This is a genomic window from Methylobacterium platani, assembly GCF_001653715.1.
Taxonomy (GTDB): Bacteria; Pseudomonadota; Alphaproteobacteria; order Rhizobiales; family Beijerinckiaceae; genus Methylobacterium; species Methylobacterium platani.
In genome coordinates this window covers 1-18399 of record NZ_LWHQ01000014.1, presented here as the reverse complement: position 1 = coordinate 18399, position 18399 = coordinate 1, and the positions used below count along the sequence as shown (strand labels likewise).

The window sequence follows — 18399 nt, the reverse complement described above, 5'->3', positions numbered from 1 at the left end:
GACCGGCACATAGGGCCGTTTCATCCCGTGACGACGCATGAGGCGGCCCCGTTCGGGTGGCGGCCGACGCCATACGCATTCGTATCGAACGAACGCTCTCAGGTCGCCGAGTACGGCCCTTGGAATAGGTCGCCTATGGCCTTGCGCCGGAACAGGGTGCGCCAGCGGCGGCGCTGATGCTCGTCGCGATCGTGCAGCATGTGGCAGCGCTGGCAGAACGCCGCCAGGTTGGCGTCATCGTTGTTGGCAGTATCGTGGTCGCGGTGGGCTGCGGCCAGCACCACCTTCGTGACCCGGATCCGGGCGAGCAGGTTTTCGTCGCGCAGCCGCTGCCGAAGCCGTCGGCCCTGGCCGTCGCGCCAGCCTGAGATCTCGGCATCCCACCATCGACCGTCGCCGAGGTGGAAGACCCGCTGCAGGTGCGGACGGGCGCACTCCTCGCACCGGCCCTGCGCCCGACGGAAGCGGATCGCGTCGGACAGCTGGGGCCAGTCGATGGGGTAGAAGAAGCGGTGCTCCGGCCGGATCGGCATCCCTGCTCCCCGAGTCGGCGGGCCTGATACTGGGGGAGCTTAGCAAGTTGGGGGATCAAGCTCGACCTACTGAGGCCGCAAACACCGGCGAGCCGGGCTGTTCCCTCTATCATGAGACCCAGCTCGCCCGTGACGCCAGCCAAGCAGCCGAAGAGGCGGCAGGCTGGTGTGACTGTCAGCTCTATGATCGGCCGCTGGGAGCGTTCCGGTGTGCGCCCTCACGCTGGAATGCGATCAATGCTAGCGGTGTCTTCTTCCACTACGCCGTTTTCCCGATGTCGGAACGCGCTCAGCGCCTTGTATACCTGAAGCCGTGCCCGCATCACCGAGCCCAGAGGACGATGCGCCGCGAGGCTGTGCGCCGGACGGAAGGTCATCACCTCATCGAAGTAGCGGACCCGGTCCGGCCCATAGGCGTCCTGGCGCGGTAGGCGGAGCGTGGCCACCGTGCGGTACGGACTGACCGAGACCGGCCAATCGACCGAGGCATCCTCGATGGGCTGCCTCTCGGCATCGACCCAGAGCTGCGCCTTCAGCTCAAACACCACGTCGTTTTCGCGGAGGAAGGCGACCGTGGCATGCCGGAAGCCGTTCTCGTCCTGATGCGGGTCGAGCCGCCATTCGGAGAGCGCGCGCTGGGCGTCGGTCGCCGGTACGGCTCCGAGCTTGGCGACGTAGTCGCCGAAGCGGATCGGTGCCTGGCTGAAGTAGCTATCGGCGAGCGGATGGCTGAACGGGTGGCCGAAGAAGTCGGCCATGGCGCTCTCGGTACCAAAAGCGTGTAGCACCTTGTTGAGGGTACGTGCGGTTGATGAGACAGCGCTCTTCACCCCCTCCGGCAGCCCCGTCGACTTGCCGATGACAGTCCCGTCGCGCAGGAAGCCCGCTGCTGTGCCGGACGGAAAGGTTGTACCGGTCGCAAGTACGAAGTCCTGGGTGTCGACCGCGTGTCCCGGCAGCTTCTCCCCTGGCACATTGAACACCTTGATCGACATGCCGCGGTGGGTTGAAACACGATCACCGAGGGTCTCGCCCGGACCCTGCGCGAAGCGCACGGCCACCTTGTGCGTACCGGGCGTCGCGAACAGGCCCTGAGCCAGTTCAGCCGGCAGACCGCCAGAAACCGTCAACTCGCCCGTCACGCAGGCCGAACTCTTGGCATGGCTCGCCCGCACTGCGTGGTGCTCGCGCTTCTCCACCGTTTGCGATTGCTGAGTCATGCCCTCGATGATGCTGTTGATGGTTTCCTGCTCGTCCGGCGCGGGTCGCTCGATGTCGGGGGCGTAGCGTAGGTAGGTCATGCTCGTCTCCCAGAGCGTACCGATCAGCAAGGCTCCGAGGTATCGCTGTGAGATCGGGCAGGTTCCCCCGGTGCCTCCACGCGCTGTTGCGGCTATCCGGAGTCTGCAGGTTTTGATGGTCATGGCATAAGCGGGAAGCGCTGCTGAGTTACACTCGGCTTTGCGCATCAGATGGAACGCGCGTCGCGTCGACCGGTCGTCAGGTGGATCGCTGCCCCGGCCAAGCGCACGACCGGTCAGGTGAGCAGCCATAGGGCCATCTATCCCGCCGCCTCTGAGGCTGCCAGCCCACCAAAGTTTGACGAACCGTTGCCGTTCATGCCGAATGGCAGCTTGGGCGACTCGCATCCTGTGGGTCGCTGAGGAGAACACCGCCGCAGCAGTGAGACCCTAGAACGCCAAACGGCCCCACTCCTTGCCGGGAGGGGGCCGTGGCGCCGCCGAAGCGGGTATCGGAATGATTTGCACCTCCGATATCGCCAGACACTCCCTCGGGAGTCAAGCTTGAACCTCGGTTCAGGCAACGGTGGCGGCTTGCCTAGTGAACGGAGCGCTTGCCGGCGCCTCCGATCGATCCGCTGCGGCCCGAGAGGGCCGATCGATGACGTGTGCCTACCGCCTACCGCGCTCCGTCGCGGACAGGCTTGAGACGGTCCTACGCGGCCGAAAGAACGCGGCTGCCTGCCTCGCCCTGGCGACGTGGCTCGGGCGGTTCTGGAGCGCGCCCAGGCGGCTCCTGTACTCATTCCCGATCGATAGGAGGGCGATCGCCGGCCGGGAGGATCTGGGCCTTACCGAAGCCCGGGTGCGCGGGGCGCTCGCCGTGCTGGAGGAGATCGGCTTCGTCGCTCGGTACGAGCCCGATCCGGGCAAGCGCTACCAGCGGACGGCCGAGGGCCTGCACAGGAGGCCGCTGCTGTTCCGGTTCGCCGAGGAGTACGCCGTAGCCTTCACGGCAGCGAATGCACGGGCTCAGGCGGCCCGTGGAGCCCCAGCGCCTGCTCGACGCCCAATCCCGCGTCCCGAGCCACAACGGGCGCCAGCGGCCAACGTCGCCGCCCCCAGGGGCATGCCATCATCCCAAGTCGCCCAAAAGCACCCTACAGGCGGAAGCCGGGTGATTATGGGTGAGGAGCAAGGAGGCTCGCCCCTTGAGGCTGCGATAGAGAGGCTGCGACGTGGCGTTGGCTTGTGATCGGCAGGGCTACGGGTCCGTCGCAAAGCTCTGCCGAGGGGCAGGGTCGCATGTCGGGCAGTTCACCTCGGGCAAGGGATGGGACACGCACCGCTGTACGTGCTGCATGGAACCTGACGTTCAGCCCAATTGTTGATTTGTGCGGTGCAACATGGCCGCTGAGGAGCGCTCATGATTGGACCCGCCGACATCGAAGACATGATGCTGGATTACGCAGCCGTAAATGCGGCGGTCGTTGAACCCAGCGCCTGCGACGCGCAGCTTCGCCAGTTTACCGGCTGGGCATGGTGGTTCGGCCCGACGGTGATGCTCGCCTTTGAGGCTCAGAAGGTCATCGAACTGCGGATGGTCAGGCTCGCCTGGGGCGGCCAGGAAGCTCGAGACGAAATGGCCTCTATGGTTGTCGAGAAGATCGCGGCCGCGATCGAGGCTGCCGGGACGCTGATGGGTGGCGGCTCGTTCGAGACGGTCGTGTCTCGCTACAGGGAGCACGTGGCAGCGAACACGAAGCGGCTGACGCACATCGGTGCGTAGCTGCGTGCGGTCACGCACATCACTGCCACCCGGTCGGGCATAAAAGGATCGCGCCCAACACGGGCGTTTCCTCCCAAGACTTCGGCCGCTCGCAAGGGCGGCCTTTCGTTTTCGGGAGTGCGGCGGCGGTTCGGCGACACGGCCCCCAATCCGAGGCCGAACCGTCGCTGCCTTCTCAAGGCATCCAGAGTGCCTCGAAGGGCAGGCTGCCGGCCCTACATCGGCGCCGACGGCTGCCCGTGGCACGAACCCGGCCGGCACCTCCGGCGGTGGCTGTCATACCCGCGGCACCCCGTCCCTCGCGTTCGGATCAAAACGCCTATCGCAGCGTGGGCGACTCCCCGGGCTTCAGGTGGCGATCCTCACCGTCAGGGCCGCCTTGCGACACGTGGGAGTGAAGCCGGTCGAGGTGATCGAAGACATGCTCGAAGGCGCGTGTGACCGCCTCCTCGAACGAGCCGTCACCCTTACCTTGTGCGGCTTTAAGGGCGCTGAGGAGTTGCTGGTGCTTCTCGGTGTCGCTCGACATGGCGTGCCTCCTGCTGGCGAGGTGCTGGCTTGGACTGCAAGCCCTGCCATGAGATCCGGTTCCTATCGTGCCGTTGCCGTGCTGCCGCCCGGTTGGGGCCAGGTATGACAGCGCGAACCTGGAACAGGCGCCTTAAGGCAGGACGCAGCCGGCCCATCACGGCATTCGGAGGGCGCCAAACGGCAGGATACCCGCTCCAACGGCAACTTTCGGCACAATCCCGGACGGCACCGCCGGCAGCGGCGGGCGTACCCGCGGCGCCCCACCATCGAACGAGCGCGCTGCCCGAACGCCGTTGAGGCCGCCTTCGAGTATCCGTTGCCCGAGGCGAGCGCCGAAGGCCGCAGCGCCGCCGGCTGGACCGCCGACCTTGAAGCCGATCGCACCCGAGATCAGGTTCATGACCTGCCCCGCCAGCGCGGCCGAACGCCCGCCGTCAGGCAGCCGGGAGCCGGTCGGCACGTGCGTCGCCTTCACCGCATCGGCATATCGGTTCATCAAGGCGAGCTCGTCGCCGTTGAACATCTCGCGGGCCAAGCCCTTGCCCTCGCCGCCGGTGAAGGCCCGGATGCGCTCCGCCTCCTTCGCTGCCGGCAACCGGCCGCCCTCGCCGTGCCCGACGAGGTTCAGCCACGCCGCCTGACGGAGGTTGGCCCATTCCGGGCTGTCAGCCCCGAACGCCTGCTTGAGGGTCTTCCCGTACTCCGCAGAACCGATCCTCGAGCCCGGGACCCCGGAGCCGAACAGGCCAGCGGCGACGCGGTTCGGATCGAAGCCGGTGCGGGCCAGATCCCCCACCCACCCGGGGAGCGAGGTTCGGGCCGCCTCCGCCTGGGCGAGCCCGCGCCGGTAGACAGCGAGCCCCGCCCGCTGCTCCGGTGTCAGGACCCGCGACGCCAGGGTGCGCCCCTCGCCGGTGAGGAGATGGTCGAGGCGAGCGCCGACATCGCCGCCGCGGCCCTCGATGGCCTTGGAGATCAAGCCCTGTTGGACAGCCTGCCACCCCGGGCTGTCCTCGCCCAGGACGTTGCGCATCCGCTCTGCCATCCGGACGGACAGGCCGGTGTTGCCCGCTCGCGAGCCGCCGAACAGCATCGAGGCGACCTCGCCCGGCTGCGCGTCACGCTCCACGATCCTCTGCACCGCTCGGCCAACATCATCGCCGGGGCCGTTGGGCTTGAACGTCCGCTGATAGTCCGAGAACAGCCCCCGCGCCTTCTGCATCGCCTCGAACGGCGCCGAGGAGCCGCCAGGAAGGGCTGCACTGGCAGCCGGGGCCGTGGCACCCTCACCCGGGAACGGCGCCGCCTCTGGGGCCGCAGGACGAGCCGCAGGACCACCGGCCGGACCGCTCATAACGGCCCGCTCGTAGGCCGTGGCCGCGTCGTCGACCTGGCCGAGCATCATGCTCTCGGCCGCATCGCGCAGGGCCGCCGGGTCGAGGTCCCGGGGCCGCAAGCCCGACGCCTCAAGCTCCATCTGGGTGCGCTGCGCGTACTCGCCGACACGCTCCGCGTATGCCGCATCGGCATCGGCATCGGCAGCCCGCCCGCCGCGATCCAAGTTCGCCGCACGCTGCGCGTCGGAGGCCCGATAGACCGGCTCACCCGCACGCTCACGCCGGATCGCGTCCATCAGCTCGTTCGTGATGTTGCGAGCGTATCCGCCATCAGCATCCGGGGGCAGGAAGCCCTCTTCCATGAGCGGCACCCGCAGCTCGTCGAGGGGCCGCCCGTTCATGCGGGCGAGCGGCCCGGTACCGGTCATCACCCGATGCAAGTCCGCAGCCCTGGTGTCGCCGGTGAGCCGGATCCCGCCCTGTCGCCCGAGCCATTGGACAAGGCTTTCCGGAGCGCGCTCGCGCGGCGCAGGACCCGGGAACGGGATCACGGTCGTGTCGCCGGAGGGCAGGCCCGGGAAGTCATCGGTAGCCCGCGCCGCCTGCCGTGGCCCGAATAGACCGGCCTCAAGGGCGGCCTGGGTGTGCCCGTCGAACTCCTCGAGGATCTTACCCATCGCCCGTCGATCGGTGGCGTTCGCACCGGTGCCGGAGCGGAGGGCGACAAGGCGCTTGCGCACCTGATCGAGTTGCCGGAGATCCGGTCCGGTGCCGGGCTCGGCGCCGAACAGGCCCGGCAGGTTGTCGAGGTCCTGCAGCGCGCGATGCGCCGCCGGGGTCAGGACCGGATCGACCGGATACTCCGCCCCAAGCCCGCGCTGCACACGGGCACCCATCCGGTCGAGGGCACCGGGTGCGAATTCGCCCGGGATTGCGGCCACGTCGTCATAGGCAGACCGATAGGCCGCCTTGCCCTGCCCGGCAGCGTCGCGCACGCCCTGCATGACCGAGGACGCCGCATCGAGGGGATCGGGCGGCATCGGCCCTCGCACCCGCTCAAGCGCCGTGTCGGCCGACCTCTGCGCCGCCGCGGCTCGGAATGCGGCGTCGCCAGCCATCCCGCGCGCCCGATCGGCGACCATCTCGCCGGCCACCGCCGGGTTGTCGATCGCCGGCGCGTTGCCCGCGAGCCGCCCGAGCAGCCCTGTGCGTGCCGCGTCGATGGCGCCGGCCTGCCGCTGCCCGAAGTCCGCGGCCACGTCGAGAGCCCGACCGCCACGCGAGCCTGCCGCGGACTGCCGTTCAAGCGCCAGCGCGGCCGGGTCTTGGGTTGCCTGCCCGCGCGACAGCGGAATGCCGAACTCGGCCGCCTGGGCTTCCCTGATAGCCGCCGGGGACACACCCTTAGCCCTGAAGGCTTGTTCGATGTGCCCTGCAAATTCAGGCGTGAACGTTGCCGGGTCGAGGCCGGCGCTCTGCAGCGCGTTCACCGCGTCGCCCGTGAAGGCTCCCGAGGCGTCCCGCACCAGCTTGCCGCCCTGGATGAGCCGCAGGAGCGGCGGACCCGCCTTCTCGATCGCGAGCCCGAGCGTGCCGCCCGCCGCCCCGCCGACGAGACCCGCGGCCCCTGCGCGCTCAATGTCCTTGCTGTCCAGCAATTCGCCGGCTGCACCGTAACCGAAACCCGTCACCGCAGCCTGCCCGGCCCTCCGAAGCGGCGTCGAGGCTCCGCTAAGCCCTGGCAGCGTGACCGCCCCGCCTACGATGCCGGCCACGTCGCCGGCAAGCGCACTCTTGGGGTTCTGGCGGGCCAAGGCCGCGTCCTGGTCCCGGGCGAGCTGGTAATTCTGATCGAAGGTGGCGCCATTGCCGGCCAGCGTCGCGATACCCGCCGCCACGTTGCGGGGGATGTTGAGCGCCGCGGTGTTCGCGAACTGGCGCAGGGCCGTGGAGCCCGCATTCCCGGCCGAGGCGGGGCCTACCAGCGCCTCGTCGGCTCGCGCCTGTAGCGCCCGCCCCAGGGCAGAGGACGAGGTGTCCGCGGTGCGGGCTGTCGGGCCGGCGAACCGCTCAGCGAAGGTCGCGGCAGGCGCGGCCGGGGCCGATCCGGACAAGAACGCCTCGTACTCGGCCGGATCGAAGGCCGAGGAGCCACCGCCAGGGGGCGCGAAGGGGTTGGGCGCCACCACGGGGGCGTTGCGCGGGCGAGTGCCAGCAGAGGCGCCACCCGAGCCGCGAAGGAACTGCTCGTATTCGTCGTTCGAGAAGCCAGCCACAGTCAGAGCCCTTCCTGCTTCATCCGGGCGAAGGCGTCCTGTTTGGACAGGCCGCTGCTCAACAGTTCCTCGAACCGGCTGGCTCGGCGCTGCTGCATCATCCCGGAGGCGGGCGGAGCGGCAGGCTGCGGGGCGCCCTGGCCGTAGCTCGGCAGCCGATCGGCAGACAGCGCGCGTTCGAACTGGCCCCGCATAGCCTGCAGGGTCGTAAGGCCGGTCTGCGGGTCCGCAGCATCAAGACGAGGCAGCGTCAGGGCGAGCAAACGGCGCTCGCTATCCGTGATGCTTCCTTGCCCCTTGAGCTTGATCTGAGCCTGCGCAAGCTCAAGCTCTTTCGCGGCAGCCTCGTACTCTTGGCGCAGCTTCTCATTGCTGGCCCCGAACGCGCCACCAATGGTTCGGTTGAGGGTCGAGGCGTTCATGGGGCCGATGCCACTCGCCTGCCCGAGCGCGGAATAGGCCCGCTCCGCGCGATCCAGGATCGGCAGATAGGTGTTCGCCATCGCAGCCCGGTCCGTCGCCGACGCCTGCTGCGCGACGGTCTTCTTCGCCAGCTCCTTCCGGTAGGTGTCCGGATCCACGCCCGGGGGGATGCCGGTCGTGTCGTCCTGCTGCGCCACCGGCGGGTTTGCACCGTAGCCAGGCGCTTCCCACTGCCCCGATTGGGAGTTGAAGACGCGATCAACCTTGGAGCCATCCGCAAGGGTGAAGCTATGGACAGGTGGCGCCTTCTCGTCCTTGGCTTGTAGGGAAACGGTACGCTCGCCGGTGCGGGTGTTGACCTTCCAAACGTTGCCCTGAGGGTCCGTCTCCTGCCGGTACTGCTCGGTCGGAGGCACGAAGCCCTTCAGAAGTTCATTAGCATACGACTGATTGGCGACAGCCGCACGCCCCTGTTCGATGGTCCACCCGGGGTTCTTCTGCACAGCCAGCCGAGCAAGCTGCTCCGTATTGCCGAGGGCCTGCCGCAGCTTCAGCGTCTCTGTTGCCTGCTTCGCGCTGGCGAGATCCCGGGCAGCCGAGGAGTTCGCAAACTGGTCGGCGTACTGCATCCCGGCTGCGATGGCGGGGCCGATCCCGCGCTTGGTCATCAAGCCCATGCCGACGCCCATCATGAGGTCGCTGTAGGGGCTGACCGCGGAGCGGAACCTGTCAAACAGGCCCGCACCCTCGCCCCCTGCGGGCGGCTGGCCCTGCGCGGCGATGGCGTGCGGCGCCGTCTCGGGCACGTCCCAGCTACCCGTGCCACCGAACTCAGTCGGCCGCGGCGGCGGAAGCGGCGGGTTCGTCATGCCGCCCTCGGGCGCCACGTCGTCATCCACGGGGCGGGCCGGGAGGGCGCCGAACGGACGGATACGGGGCACCGATGCGTCACGGTTAGGGGCCGCCTGCGCCGGCAGCGGTATCCCACCGGCAGCAGTCCCCGGCCCGAAGCTCAGGGGCGAGCCCCCAGGGGCCTGAGGCTCCGGCTGGGGCATCGGGAGGGAGCCGAACGCCCGCAGGCCGCCCATCCCGGGAGACAAGGGGCTTGCCGCATCGTCGCCGAGGAGGGGCGCACCGCCCGCGAAGCTATAGGGCGTCGCAACAGGCATCGGCCGCGCCGCAGGCTGCTGCCCAAGCATCGGCCTGCCATAATCATCAACGCCGAATAGGCCGCCAAGACCGAAGGCCATGCGGTTACCTCCCAAGAATGAATTGTGGAGCGAGAGGGGTGCGCGTCATGCCACCCCCTGCACGTCGAGGAGGGCGCCGTAGCTCGCCAAGACTGTCCGCGCGGCAGTGTCGGCTCGGTTGAAGTCTTCCATCGCAGCCAGCATCGCCGCTTGAGCCTCTAGCGACTGCCCGCCCCGCTCCGCGGTCGGAGGCGGGAGGGCCGCGGCGAACCGATCGCAGGCCGCCTGCAGCCCCCGCAGGAGATCGACAGCGGCCAGCCGGTGAGCCTCTCTCTCCGCAGTCAGAACGTCCCGATCGGGGCCGGTCACAGCGCCGTGGGGCTCGGCGTGGTCATCGAGCCCGATCATCGCCGGCCACCCGCGCGGCGTCGGCGGGGCTCCTCCTCGGCGGCTCGCCGGGTCGCCTTGCCGTAATCGACCGCCAAGAGCCCGTCCGGTCGGCGCGCTACAGCGCCCGGTTCGCGCTTCACCACGTCCTGCGCCAGGAGCCCGATCTGGGTCTGCGGCTCGCCCCGGTAGCGATAGGAGTAGATCGGCTGCCCGTCGTCCAGTTCACCGACCCGCTGCACATCCTCCTTCGCCCGCTCGTCCGAGAGCACGAGCGTGCCGAGCGCAGAATTAGAGGCGCTCTTACCGAGGATGCTGGCACCCGAGAGGCCGGCGCCCAGCAGGGTTTGCAGAAGGCCCGGCTGTGGCGTTTCTGTCTTGGAGACAGTCGTTCCGCTACCGAAGCCACCGAGCCCCGCAATCGGCTGGATTACCGACTGATAGAGGCCGAGCTGCTTCCAGCGTGCGTTGTTCGTGTCGTCAAAATACTCTCGGTCGGCGTTGATCTGGTCCTGCCGAGCCGCATCCTGGATCGCGCCGGCCTGGGCGAGCGTCTGCCCGGGCTGTAGGGCCGCCTGCTGTAGCGTCGGGATCGCCGAGATGCCCGACAGAGCCGCGGCACGGTCGCCCGTCGCGATGCCGGCGAGGCCCGCGGCGCGGTTCGAGGCGATCGACGCATTCTGCGCCTGCTGGCTGGCAAGCTGGTTCGCCGCCGACAGCGCTGCCGCGTCGCCAGCCATGCCAAGCTGGGCGCCCTGCGCGGCAAGACCGGCGTTCTGTGCCTGCACGCCGCCGATGGCGCCGATGATCCCCTGCTGAAGGCCGGTGCGGGCGTTGTTCGCGCTGTCGATCGCGCTGGCGGCCTGTGCCTGTCGGGCGCGCTCCTGATCGTAGTCCTGGTAGCGCAGGCTGTTCGCGTTGGCCGATACGGCGTCGGCCACGGCGTTCTGCATCGACCCTGAGCCGTAGCGCCCGGAGGCAGCCATCTGCTGCGCCACTTTGGACGCCGCCGCATCGCCGGAGCGCTGCAGGATGCTGTCGAGATAGGGGTTGGCGCCGCCAAGGTACTGACCATCGGCCACGCCCTGCAAGCTGCGCTGGGTCTGGCTCTGCCCGCCCATGCCGTCGAGGAGGCCCTGATAGGCGCCCGCCGTCGTGACCGTGTTGCCGCCAGCGAGCCGGCTGCCGACCTGCTGGGCGAGGCTGTTCGGATCGGCCGTGCGCGCCGCAAGCGCCGCCGTCGGGCTCGTGTCCACGCCGCCGATCTCCGAGTAGGCGTTGCTCGCGGCCTGCGTCCCGGCCGTCTGGCCGCCGTTCGCCATCAGGTTGCCGATGAGCCCGTTGGCCGCCTGCACGCCGCCCTGGCCCGCGGTCGCGTTCTGCGTCAGGTAGTCGAGACCGGATTGCGTCGTGTCGCCCAGGCCGGCGGTGCGCGGACCCTGATACACATCCCGCCCGGACCCGCCCGAGTAGAGGTTCTGAGCATCGGTCAGGATCTGGCCGAGCATCGGGAAGGTGGGTTCCCAGGGGTTTTTGACCTGGGACGTGTTATCGGTCTTCGTCTGCTGAGTGGTTCCGCCGTTCAATTCGGCCTCCCGATTTGCTTGACATAGTGAATGCCGCCCTCGGAAGGCTTGGCATCATAGTCACGGGCGATCCGCTGCCAGCCAGGGCGCCCCTCGAACTCGACTGTCTTGGCGCCTGCCGTCCGGGCCAGTTGCTCGATGACGCCGAGAACTTCGCGCCAGTCGGCGAAGCGCTGCCCGCCTGCCACGAGCACCCACGCTCGCCGGCCGGTCTCCACGTAGTCTCTGACTTGGACGACGGCGGCGCACCGCGGGCGCCCCTCCTCGTCGTGACCCACGATCAGATCCGCCGCACCACTCACGCAGGCGTCGCGGAGATCGTCTTCGCGCTCAGTGCATTCGGGGCGGGAGAATACGAGCCCGAGGAGGCCGGCGACACGGGGCCATGCCTCCTCCACCTGTCCGGCAGGAACTCCCGTCATGCGGAGCAGGGGGCCGGGCGGGGCAAGGGCCAGATCCATCCCGGGCGCCCCTACGCAGCCCGATCACATGGGGCGGAGGCTCGGCGGCCCTGATCGGCGGCGGCCTTAATGGCGTCGCGGATCCACTCGCTACGGGTCGCGCCTCGACGCTCAGCCGCCTCCACAATGGCAGGCATCAGGTCCGCAGGAACCCGGACCGTGAGCATGGTAGGCAGTTGAACGGCGCGCATGATCGTCCTCCGCGACTGTCGAGACAGTAACGCGAATGGGCGCGGCGTAATACACGGCGGGGGGCCGGCCGGTCAGCCTATATGCACGAGGCGTACGCAATGCGTTATTTGTCCTCGTCTTTTTTGTTGACAGATCGTCGCACCTTCTTGGGGCTTTCAGAAGCCTTATCCTCTGGCGGCTTGCTCAGGTCGGCGGGCGACGGTGGCATAAGCCCCATCTCCTTCAGCACGCCGCTATCAATTCCACCCAAGCTACTTACAAAGCCAAAAGGCGTAGAAGGAGGCTTTATTGTTGGGACGATTTCGGGAATATCTGAGCTGCTGATTATTGCTTCAACAAGCGCAACGCATCTTTTCTCAAACAGCTCCTCCCTCTCAGGGTCGTTGTCGAACGGATTGCTTGCGTCTCTGGGGCCGGTAAGCATATCCATTAGGCCGGTCACGACTTTTGGCGTTGTCAGATGTGCGCTAACTATCCGTGATAGGCAATCAATAAGAACTTTTCTGCACGTTGCATTACAGTCAGCGCGACTGTCAAAGCCTACTAGCTTGAAGAAACTCGCAATATCTCTCAGCATCGCTGCGTTTGTTGGTGTTGTGTAGCTGGTATCTTCAGCAAACGATCTCTCTAATCTATACTCTACCTCATGAGAAAGAGTGCGCCCGGACTTTGCGGCCTCTGTCTCAAGGTGGCGCCTGAGCTTTTCTGTCGTTCTCATATTGAGCGCCGACTGCCTGACCTCACTCCTAACAGCGCGCCTCATGTCCGCATCCCCCGATGTGTCCGCGTATGGGGATACGCTGTAACGGTTGCGTACCGCGCACACAAGTGGCATAAAGTGCTCAGCGTATGGCTACATGCTGTGGAGTTGCCGCCGTGCAGGAGAAGCCGAAGCAGCCGACTAAAGCCCGGACACCCAAGCAGCCCCGGCCCCGTTTGGGGGTTCGCGATCAGGTTGCGGAGGGGCGAGACGTTCGGCCAAGGCCGCTAGCCAATGAGATCGGCGCATCGCCGAGCGGGCTCTACGGCTGGATTTCAAAAGGGGTTGTCGAGGCGCGCCGGATCGACGGCATCGTCGTGATCCCAAACCATGAAGCCCGCAGACTACTCGGCATGCCGGCTCTAGAGGCCGCCTGACTTTCACCGCTGGCGGGGAAGTCTCGCCGGCACTTCGCAGCCGGCCCTTGAACGAAAAAAGGCCTCCGAAACGAGGGGTCCCGTTCGAAGGCCTAGTTTTTCAGAAATCACCCATGTCACATAGAACAGACCGGGCCTCCGTACAACGGCCCTCTACCGCCCCCATCGATCTTGCCACCAAGCGCGTGCTCGCCCGGATCAAGGCGAGCGATGCCGTCGCGCGGGCAATCGCCGAACTGGCGTACCGCCCCAATGCCGATGCTTGGCAGGGGCGCCGCGCATGATCGACGCCGATACCCGCACCTACCAAGAATTCGCCGACCGCTTGGCCGGCATGACCCGCCCCGCACCTCACCCCGACAACCGGCCGGCTGACTTTGCCGCCATCGCGGACGCGATGCTTTCGGCCAGCGCCTACGCTGAGACGGCAGCCCGGTTCGCAGAGATCGGTGACGCCGCCGCGGTCGCCTTCGCAGTGAGATCGGCAAGCGCCTGCCTCCTCACCGCGGCCGAGCTGACCGACCGCATCCGGCCGACGACCCGCCCCAGAAGGGAGAGCGCCGCATGATGGTCGCCCCGGCTGACCTTCTCGACATTCGCACGATCGCTCACGCGCTACAGGGCGAGATCGTTGGCCGGGATCGCGCCTTGGTCCCTGGCCCTGGTCACTCGCGCACCGACCGATCGTTGTCCGTCTGGATCGATCCGACAGCCCCCGAGGGATACCGGGTTCACAGCTTCGCGTCCGACCCGTTCGAGGAGTGCCGCGACTATGTGCGGGACGCCGTTGGGCTGCCCGCCTGGCAGGGCAGCGAGCGCATCAGCGTCGATCCGGCCGAGATCGCGCGCCGCCGCGCCGCGCGGGAGGAAGCTAGGGCTGCCGCCGAAGCGGAGGTGCTGTCGAAGCGCCAGCGCGCATTGAGGATCTGGAATGCCGCTCACGATCCGCGCGGCACCCTCGTAGAACTCTACTTGCGCAAACGCGGCCTTGAGCTGCCCGACGACGTGGCCGGCGAGGTGCTGCGGTTCCACCCAATCTGCCCTTGGGCCGGCGAGACCGTGCCGGCGATGATCGCCCTATTTCGGGACGCCCACACCGACGAGCCGACCGGCATCCACCGGACGGCCCTAGCCCAGGATGGCCGCAAGCGGTTTCAGGGCGCCGAGGCCCGGAAGATGTACGGCGGCGCGATCGGCGCGGCCATCAAGCTCGACCCGGAAGCGGAGATCACCCACGGCCTTGCGATCGGCGAGGGGATCGAAACCGGGTTGGCCGCCCGGCAACTCGGAATTCGGCCCGTCTGGTCCCTCGGAAGCGTCGGCGCGATCGGCGTCTTCCCCACGCTGTCCGGCATCGAGGCGCTGACGATCCTTGGTGAGAGCGACCGCAAGGGCGCAAACGCCGCGGCAATCCAAGCCTGCGGGACGCGGTGGGCGGAAGCCGGCCGCGCTGTCGATGTCGTGCGCCCTCGGGGTGCCGGCGACATGAACGATGTCGTGTTGGAGTGCGTATCAGGATGCCGCTGAACGAGAAGCACGACCTGGGCGAGCCGTTCGAGCGTTCAGCGTTCGCGCCAGCCTACTACGAAGATGGCCGCGACCCGCCGGGGCGGTTCGAGCCCGATATGCAGGCTCGACGGGATACGCCGCGCAAGCCGTTCCCTATCCTTCACATTGACGATCTGGAAATCGGCGACGATCCGACTTGGCTCATCAACGGCCTGCTGCCCGCGTCAGGGTTCGGCGTGGTCTTTGGGCCACCCAAGTCACTGAAATCCTTTCTCCTGGCGGATGCGCTGTTCCATGTCGCGATGGGCAGGGAATGGGCTGGCCGCGAGGTGATGCAGGGCGCCGTGGTCTATATCACCGGCGAAGGCGTCGAGGGGTTCAAGCGCCGCCTGATCGCGATGCGCCGGCACTATGAGGTGGAGGGTGCGCGCGTCCCCTTCCTGATGGTGCCGGTTGCCCCTGATCTCGGGCACAACAGCGGCGATGACGCCGCCCTCGTTCAGGACGTGCGGGATTACCTCGCCACGATCGGCAATCCTCCGCTCCGCGCCATCGCAATCGACACGCTGGCCCGCACGATGAAGGGGGCCGACGAGAACGCCGCCAAGGACATGACGACGTTCGTGGACAACTGCGAGCGCATCGGTGCCGCCTTCGGCTGCATCGTCATCGGAGTGCATCACGCGGGCAAGGATGTCGCCAAAGGCTCCCGCGGATCGAACGCCCTGGATGGGGCCGTGGACGTGATGTGGAGCGTCGAAAAACACGAGGCCGGCAGCACCGCCACCATCCATCACATGAAGGACGCGGAGGCCGGTTCGAGCTGGCAATTCCGGCTCCTTCCCGTGACCCTCCGAGAGGGGGGCGCAACAAGTGAATTTGTTGCGGCTGCGGTGGTCGAAATCGTGCTCCCGCCGGGCGAGGCGCAACGACCCGCAACAAGCCTCGACCGCATCAAGCTCGGCGACCGCCCCAAGCTTCTCCTCACGATTATCCGCGAAGCTATCGGAGAAATGGGGAGCCCCGTGAAGGGGGATGTTCATATCCCCCACGATGCTAAGGCGATCAAGCGAGACGATCTTAAGCGATACTTACCGCTTAGGGGTTATTGGGACGAAGACAAACCTTCTAACTCCAATCGAGCAACATTCAGCGCCGACTTGAAAACCCTGAAAGTACGAAAAGCCATTGGGCTCAATGCTGAATATGTGTGGTTCGAAGGGGCGCACTGAGAATGCCCGCAACAAGCGCAACAAGCGCAACAAGCCGCAACAAATTCACTTGTTGCGCCCCGGCCAACCGCTCCGGAGGGGGCGCAACAAGCGCAACAACACCCTATAGGGGTGTTGCGCTGTTGCGCCCTCCTGCGAGGCCCCGATCGGAGGCCTCGGAATGATCCCCGCCGCCGATCGGTTCGGCCCATGGCGCGACGGTCTCAGCGACGCCGAGAGGCTGGCACGCCTGCGGTGCATGAGGACCGTCTCACATCTGATCCTAGGCCCGCGCGGCGAGGCGTTCGCTGGCGCACTGCGCCAAGCCGAGAGTGATCCCGACCACCTCCCCATCGCCCTGCGCGCCCTCGACGCCTTGGCCCCGATCGAGCGCCGCCAGGTGCTGTGCTCGTTCGCTCGCATCCATCAATCCGCAGCCTGAGGAGCCGACAACGTGGCCGACATCATCGAGCTTTGGACCACCAAGCGCGACACCCCGAAGGACCGTTGGACCGTGCTCCACGTCTACGGCCAGACGGGCGGGGTCGAGGTCGCTCGTTGCACCAAGGAGGGCCGCCCCGGCTGGCTCTACCTCATCGGCATGTGCTCAGCCGCCTTTGACACCGATGTGCTCGCGGAGGTCCCGGACACTCCGGAAGGCGTCGCCATCCTCGACTTCGTGGCTCCGGCCACCCTGCGCGCGATCGATCTGGCCGTGATGGATGCCGCGGCCGAAGCCGGCGACGCAGCATGAGCGCCGCGCCCCGCAAACCTCAGGACCCCGCCGTCATCCAGGCGGGGCTCTTGTCCCTCCTCAAGGCCCTGAACGGCCTCCCCGCCGACTCCTTGGCCGGCGCAGCCTACATCAGCGCCCTGCGTCGCCGCGGTGAGGATCTGGCCGCTCTCGGCGGTGTCGAGGCCCTTGCGCGAGGCTCGAGCCGCAGCCCTCGCCGCCTCGTCGGACCACGCCGCTGCGATCAACGCGGCTTGGTCGACCATCCTGGGATGGACTGCATGAGCAGGAGGTTGCCTGCCCTACCGATGTGTCGCCGCGGAGGATAGGAAAACGGCCCGGATGTGCGGCCGCAGTGGTTTACATAAGCTTAGCTGTTTGATGGCATTTTTAGCGGGAGCGTTGGGTTTTTGTGAGCGTGCGTGGGGCGCAGGAGCTGTGCTATGAGTGCGGCCAGCAATGCAATGGTGATTGACGTCGTTGACGGGAACAACGTTCCAGTTGGAACGATTTCGCGTGGTCGAGTTCTAGCCTCACATAAGAATTTTCGCACAGTTCATATTATACTAAAGGATAAAGAAGATAATTTTTTATTGCAAAAGCTTCGCAATGATCACCCAAGGAGCCCTGGTCTTCTAGGATCATCCGTTGCTGGCTACCTAAAGGCTGGAGAGACTTATAAAGCAGCGGCCCGGCGCAAAATGCTGAACGAGCTGCACTTGAGAGTCCCCGTGTCAGAAATCGGGCAAATTGCAATGCATGATGAGCATTCTCTGAAGTTCATCACTGTATTCAATGGTAAATTCTCAAGCGCGCCAAACTTTGATACAAATCAAATAGATAGCTTGGTTTATATGCCTAGTAATGAGCTACATCATAGAATTAACTACCATCCTGAGATTTTTACAGAAACATTTATAAGTATTTGCAATGCCATCAACATATTCAAATAATGCAGAAGCCGAGAAGCAACAAAGAGAGTTGCTGCTCAAGGTTTATGGATCTTCGCTCGATGAATACAGATTTAACGTAAATCTTGGATGGGATCAGACGAAATTTTACGTAACGACTGCAACCGCAGCTACAACTGCGGGGATCGGGTTGCTGAAACTGGCATTAGATAGTTTGTTTATATCTTTTTTCATGTTGTTATATTTCTTGCTGCCTATCATGATTTCCCTCCTTGGATTAAAGACAATCGAAGTAAGAAAAAAATACATCAGGTCAGCAAATAGAATAAAAACTATCGCCGAACGAGAGCTGGGATTGCTCAATAATTTGGACAACAGGGGCTTATATGATGCGAATTTGAGCATCGCTGTAACTCCAGGTCAGAAAGATTATTCAAAGTTTTTATTCAGATACACGGATAAGTTGGATGAAAAAATAAAAATCGGATCCGTATCTTCATTTACTCAGTTTTTGCTATGTCTAATAATAGCTATAAATATAACTGGTGTAGTTTTTACCGTAGGCCTTTTGAGTTATCTTGTAGATGTAAGATAAGATCTACACACCACGCAGGTAGTGGGGAACAAGATTGGCCAAGGCCATTCACTCGCTCACAATTCCCGACAATCGGCAACAGGTCGTTGACGCTGCCGTGGCCCGCGTCGTCGAGAACATCACGGCCAGCTTGAAGGCCATGGTCCCCGAGCACGCAATCCGCCGGTTGATCGAGCTTGAGGTTCGCGCCGCTGTGCAGGCCTTGCCGCCGGTCATGGTCGAGCGGGCAGCTCCGCCTGAACCACCGTCGCCGCAGACAAGACCTGAGCCGAGTCCGGCGCTGGCGCCTGATCGGCTGACCTACCGGGTTGAGGAGGCGGCGAAGCTTCTCGGAGTTAGCAAGACGAAGGTCTGGGA

18 protein-coding genes and 1 pseudogene are annotated in these 18399 nt (G+C 65.8%); 9 read left to right on the top strand and 10 right to left on the bottom strand.

Features of this window, described 5'->3' with window-relative positions:
* Positions 1–98 precede the first annotated feature (98 nt).
* Entirely contained in the window at positions 99–533 is a 435-nt protein-coding gene (locus A5481_RS07465) for a hypothetical protein (protein WP_048432601.1), read from the bottom strand.
* A gap of 218 nt (positions 534–751) precedes the next feature.
* The gene (locus A5481_RS07460) at positions 752–1834 is read right to left on the bottom strand and encodes a catalase family protein (protein ID WP_048432613.1); all 1083 of its coding nucleotides are present in this window, start codon (positions 1832–1834) and stop codon (positions 752–754) included.
* 1501 nt (positions 1835–3335) lie between these two features.
* Between A5481_RS07460 and A5481_RS07450 the strand changes: the two genes are divergently transcribed.
* Positions 3336–3563 carry a hypothetical protein gene (locus A5481_RS07450; protein WP_048432612.1) on the top strand — a complete coding sequence of 76 codons (228 nt, stop codon included), beginning with the start codon at positions 3336–3338 and terminating at the stop codon, positions 3561–3563.
* 319 nt (positions 3564–3882) lie between these two features.
* Here the strand turns inward: A5481_RS07450 and A5481_RS07445 are convergent, their stop codons facing one another.
* The 8 genes from A5481_RS07445 to A5481_RS33340 form a co-directional block, all read right to left on the bottom strand.
* A complete protein-coding gene (locus tag A5481_RS07445) occupies positions 3883–4092 on the bottom strand; it encodes a hypothetical protein (RefSeq protein ID WP_048432599.1) in 210 nt (69 codons plus the stop codon).
* 156 nt (positions 4093–4248) lie between these two features.
* On the bottom strand, positions 4249–7707 hold the full coding sequence (locus A5481_RS07440) for a hypothetical protein (RefSeq protein WP_048432598.1): 3459 nt from the start codon (positions 7705–7707) through the stop codon (positions 4249–4251).
* A 2-nt stretch (positions 7708–7709) separates the two neighbouring features.
* Positions 7710–9029, bottom strand: a complete 1320-nt coding sequence (locus A5481_RS07435) for a hypothetical protein (protein ID WP_156311741.1) — start codon at positions 9027–9029, stop codon at positions 7710–7712.
* A gap of 396 nt (positions 9030–9425) precedes the next feature.
* On the bottom strand, positions 9426–9728 hold the full coding sequence (locus A5481_RS07430; protein WP_048432596.1) for a hypothetical protein: 303 nt from the start codon (positions 9726–9728) through the stop codon (positions 9426–9428).
* Positions 9725–11293: a tail fiber domain-containing protein gene (locus A5481_RS07425; protein ID WP_048432595.1), complete on the bottom strand. Its 1569-nt coding sequence runs from the start codon at positions 11291–11293 to the stop codon at positions 9725–9727. The genes A5481_RS07430 and A5481_RS07425 overlap by 4 nt, the downstream gene beginning before the upstream one ends.
* A complete protein-coding gene (locus A5481_RS07420; RefSeq protein WP_053082267.1) occupies positions 11290–11754 on the bottom strand; it encodes a hypothetical protein in 465 nt (154 codons plus the stop codon). The genes A5481_RS07425 and A5481_RS07420 overlap by 4 nt, the downstream gene beginning before the upstream one ends.
* 11 nt (positions 11755–11765) lie before the next feature.
* Positions 11766–11921, bottom strand: coding sequence for a YlcI/YnfO family protein (locus tag A5481_RS35900; RefSeq protein WP_425339723.1), 156 nt, complete (start codon positions 11919–11921; stop codon positions 11766–11768).
* Between the two features lie 128 nt (positions 11922–12049).
* Positions 12050–12709, bottom strand: coding sequence for a hypothetical protein (locus tag A5481_RS33340; protein WP_156311740.1), 660 nt, complete (start codon positions 12707–12709; stop codon positions 12050–12052).
* 654 nt (positions 12710–13363) lie between these two features.
* Here A5481_RS33340 and A5481_RS07415 point away from each other — a divergent pair.
* The 8 genes and pseudogenes from A5481_RS07415 to A5481_RS07390 form a co-directional block, all read left to right on the top strand.
* On the top strand, positions 13364–13651 hold the full coding sequence (locus A5481_RS07415; RefSeq protein ID WP_156311739.1) for a hypothetical protein: 288 nt from the start codon (positions 13364–13366) through the stop codon (positions 13649–13651).
* Entirely contained in the window at positions 13648–14610 is a 963-nt protein-coding gene (locus A5481_RS07410) for a DUF7146 domain-containing protein (RefSeq protein ID WP_053082266.1), read from the top strand. Before A5481_RS07415 ends, A5481_RS07410 begins: the two co-directional genes overlap by 4 nt.
* Positions 14601–15824: an AAA family ATPase gene (locus A5481_RS07405; protein WP_053082265.1), complete on the top strand. Its 1224-nt coding sequence runs from the start codon at positions 14601–14603 to the stop codon at positions 15822–15824. The genes A5481_RS07410 and A5481_RS07405 overlap by 10 nt, the downstream gene beginning before the upstream one ends.
* A gap of 160 nt (positions 15825–15984) precedes the next feature.
* Positions 15985–16245 carry a hypothetical protein gene (locus tag A5481_RS07400; RefSeq protein WP_048432594.1) on the top strand — a complete coding sequence of 87 codons (261 nt, stop codon included), beginning with the start codon at positions 15985–15987 and terminating at the stop codon, positions 16243–16245.
* 12 nt (positions 16246–16257) lie between these two features.
* Positions 16258–16557, top strand: coding sequence for a hypothetical protein (locus tag A5481_RS07395; protein WP_048432593.1), 300 nt, complete (start codon positions 16258–16260; stop codon positions 16555–16557).
* 422 nt (positions 16558–16979) lie between these two features.
* The gene (locus A5481_RS32200) at positions 16980–17489 is read left to right on the top strand and encodes an NUDIX domain-containing protein (RefSeq protein WP_082172977.1); all 510 of its coding nucleotides are present in this window, start codon (positions 16980–16982) and stop codon (positions 17487–17489) included.
* Entirely contained in the window at positions 17467–18042 is a 576-nt protein-coding gene (locus A5481_RS33335) for a hypothetical protein (RefSeq protein ID WP_197514155.1), read from the top strand. Before A5481_RS32200 ends, A5481_RS33335 begins: the two co-directional genes overlap by 23 nt.
* 34 nt (positions 18043–18076) lie before the next feature.
* Positions 18077–18399, top strand: a pseudogene (locus A5481_RS07390) (hypothetical protein); the annotation flags it as partial.

What these genes read in the sequence shown, in the direction of transcription:
- A5481_RS07460 (WP_048432613.1), bottom strand. Translation starts at nt 1,834, where the DNA reads ATGACCTACCTACGCTACGCCCCCGACATCGAGCGACCCGCGCCGGAC.
- A5481_RS32200 (WP_082172977.1), top strand. Translation starts at nt 16,980, where the DNA reads ATGAGTGCGGCCAGCAATGCAATGGTGATTGACGTCGTTGACGGGAAC.
- A5481_RS07400 (WP_048432594.1), top strand. Translation starts at nt 15,985, where the DNA reads ATGATCCCCGCCGCCGATCGGTTCGGCCCATGGCGCGACGGTCTCAGC.
- A5481_RS33340 (WP_156311740.1), bottom strand. Translation starts at nt 12,709, where the DNA reads ATGAGGCGCGCTGTTAGGAGTGAGGTCAGGCAGTCGGCGCTCAATATG.
- A5481_RS35900 (WP_425339723.1), bottom strand. Translation starts at nt 11,921, where the DNA reads ATGCTCACGGTCCGGGTTCCTGCGGACCTGATGCCTGCCATTGTGGAG.
- A5481_RS07445 (WP_048432599.1), bottom strand. Translation starts at nt 4,092, where the DNA reads ATGTCGAGCGACACCGAGAAGCACCAGCAACTCCTCAGCGCCCTTAAA.
- A5481_RS07450 (WP_048432612.1), top strand. Translation starts at nt 3,336, where the DNA reads ATGCTCGCCTTTGAGGCTCAGAAGGTCATCGAACTGCGGATGGTCAGG.
- A5481_RS07430 (WP_048432596.1), bottom strand. Translation starts at nt 9,728, where the DNA reads ATGATCGGGCTCGATGACCACGCCGAGCCCCACGGCGCTGTGACCGGC.
- A5481_RS07420 (WP_053082267.1), bottom strand. Translation starts at nt 11,754, where the DNA reads ATGGATCTGGCCCTTGCCCCGCCCGGCCCCCTGCTCCGCATGACGGGA.
- A5481_RS07410 (WP_053082266.1), top strand. Translation starts at nt 13,648, where the DNA reads ATGATGGTCGCCCCGGCTGACCTTCTCGACATTCGCACGATCGCTCAC.
- A5481_RS07415 (WP_156311739.1), top strand. Translation starts at nt 13,364, where the DNA reads ATGATCGACGCCGATACCCGCACCTACCAAGAATTCGCCGACCGCTTG.
- A5481_RS07465 (WP_048432601.1), bottom strand. Translation starts at nt 533, where the DNA reads ATGCCGATCCGGCCGGAGCACCGCTTCTTCTACCCCATCGACTGGCCC.
- A5481_RS07405 (WP_053082265.1), top strand. Translation starts at nt 14,601, where the DNA reads ATGCCGCTGAACGAGAAGCACGACCTGGGCGAGCCGTTCGAGCGTTCA.
- A5481_RS33335 (WP_197514155.1), top strand. Translation starts at nt 17,467, where the DNA reads ATGCCATCAACATATTCAAATAATGCAGAAGCCGAGAAGCAACAAAGA.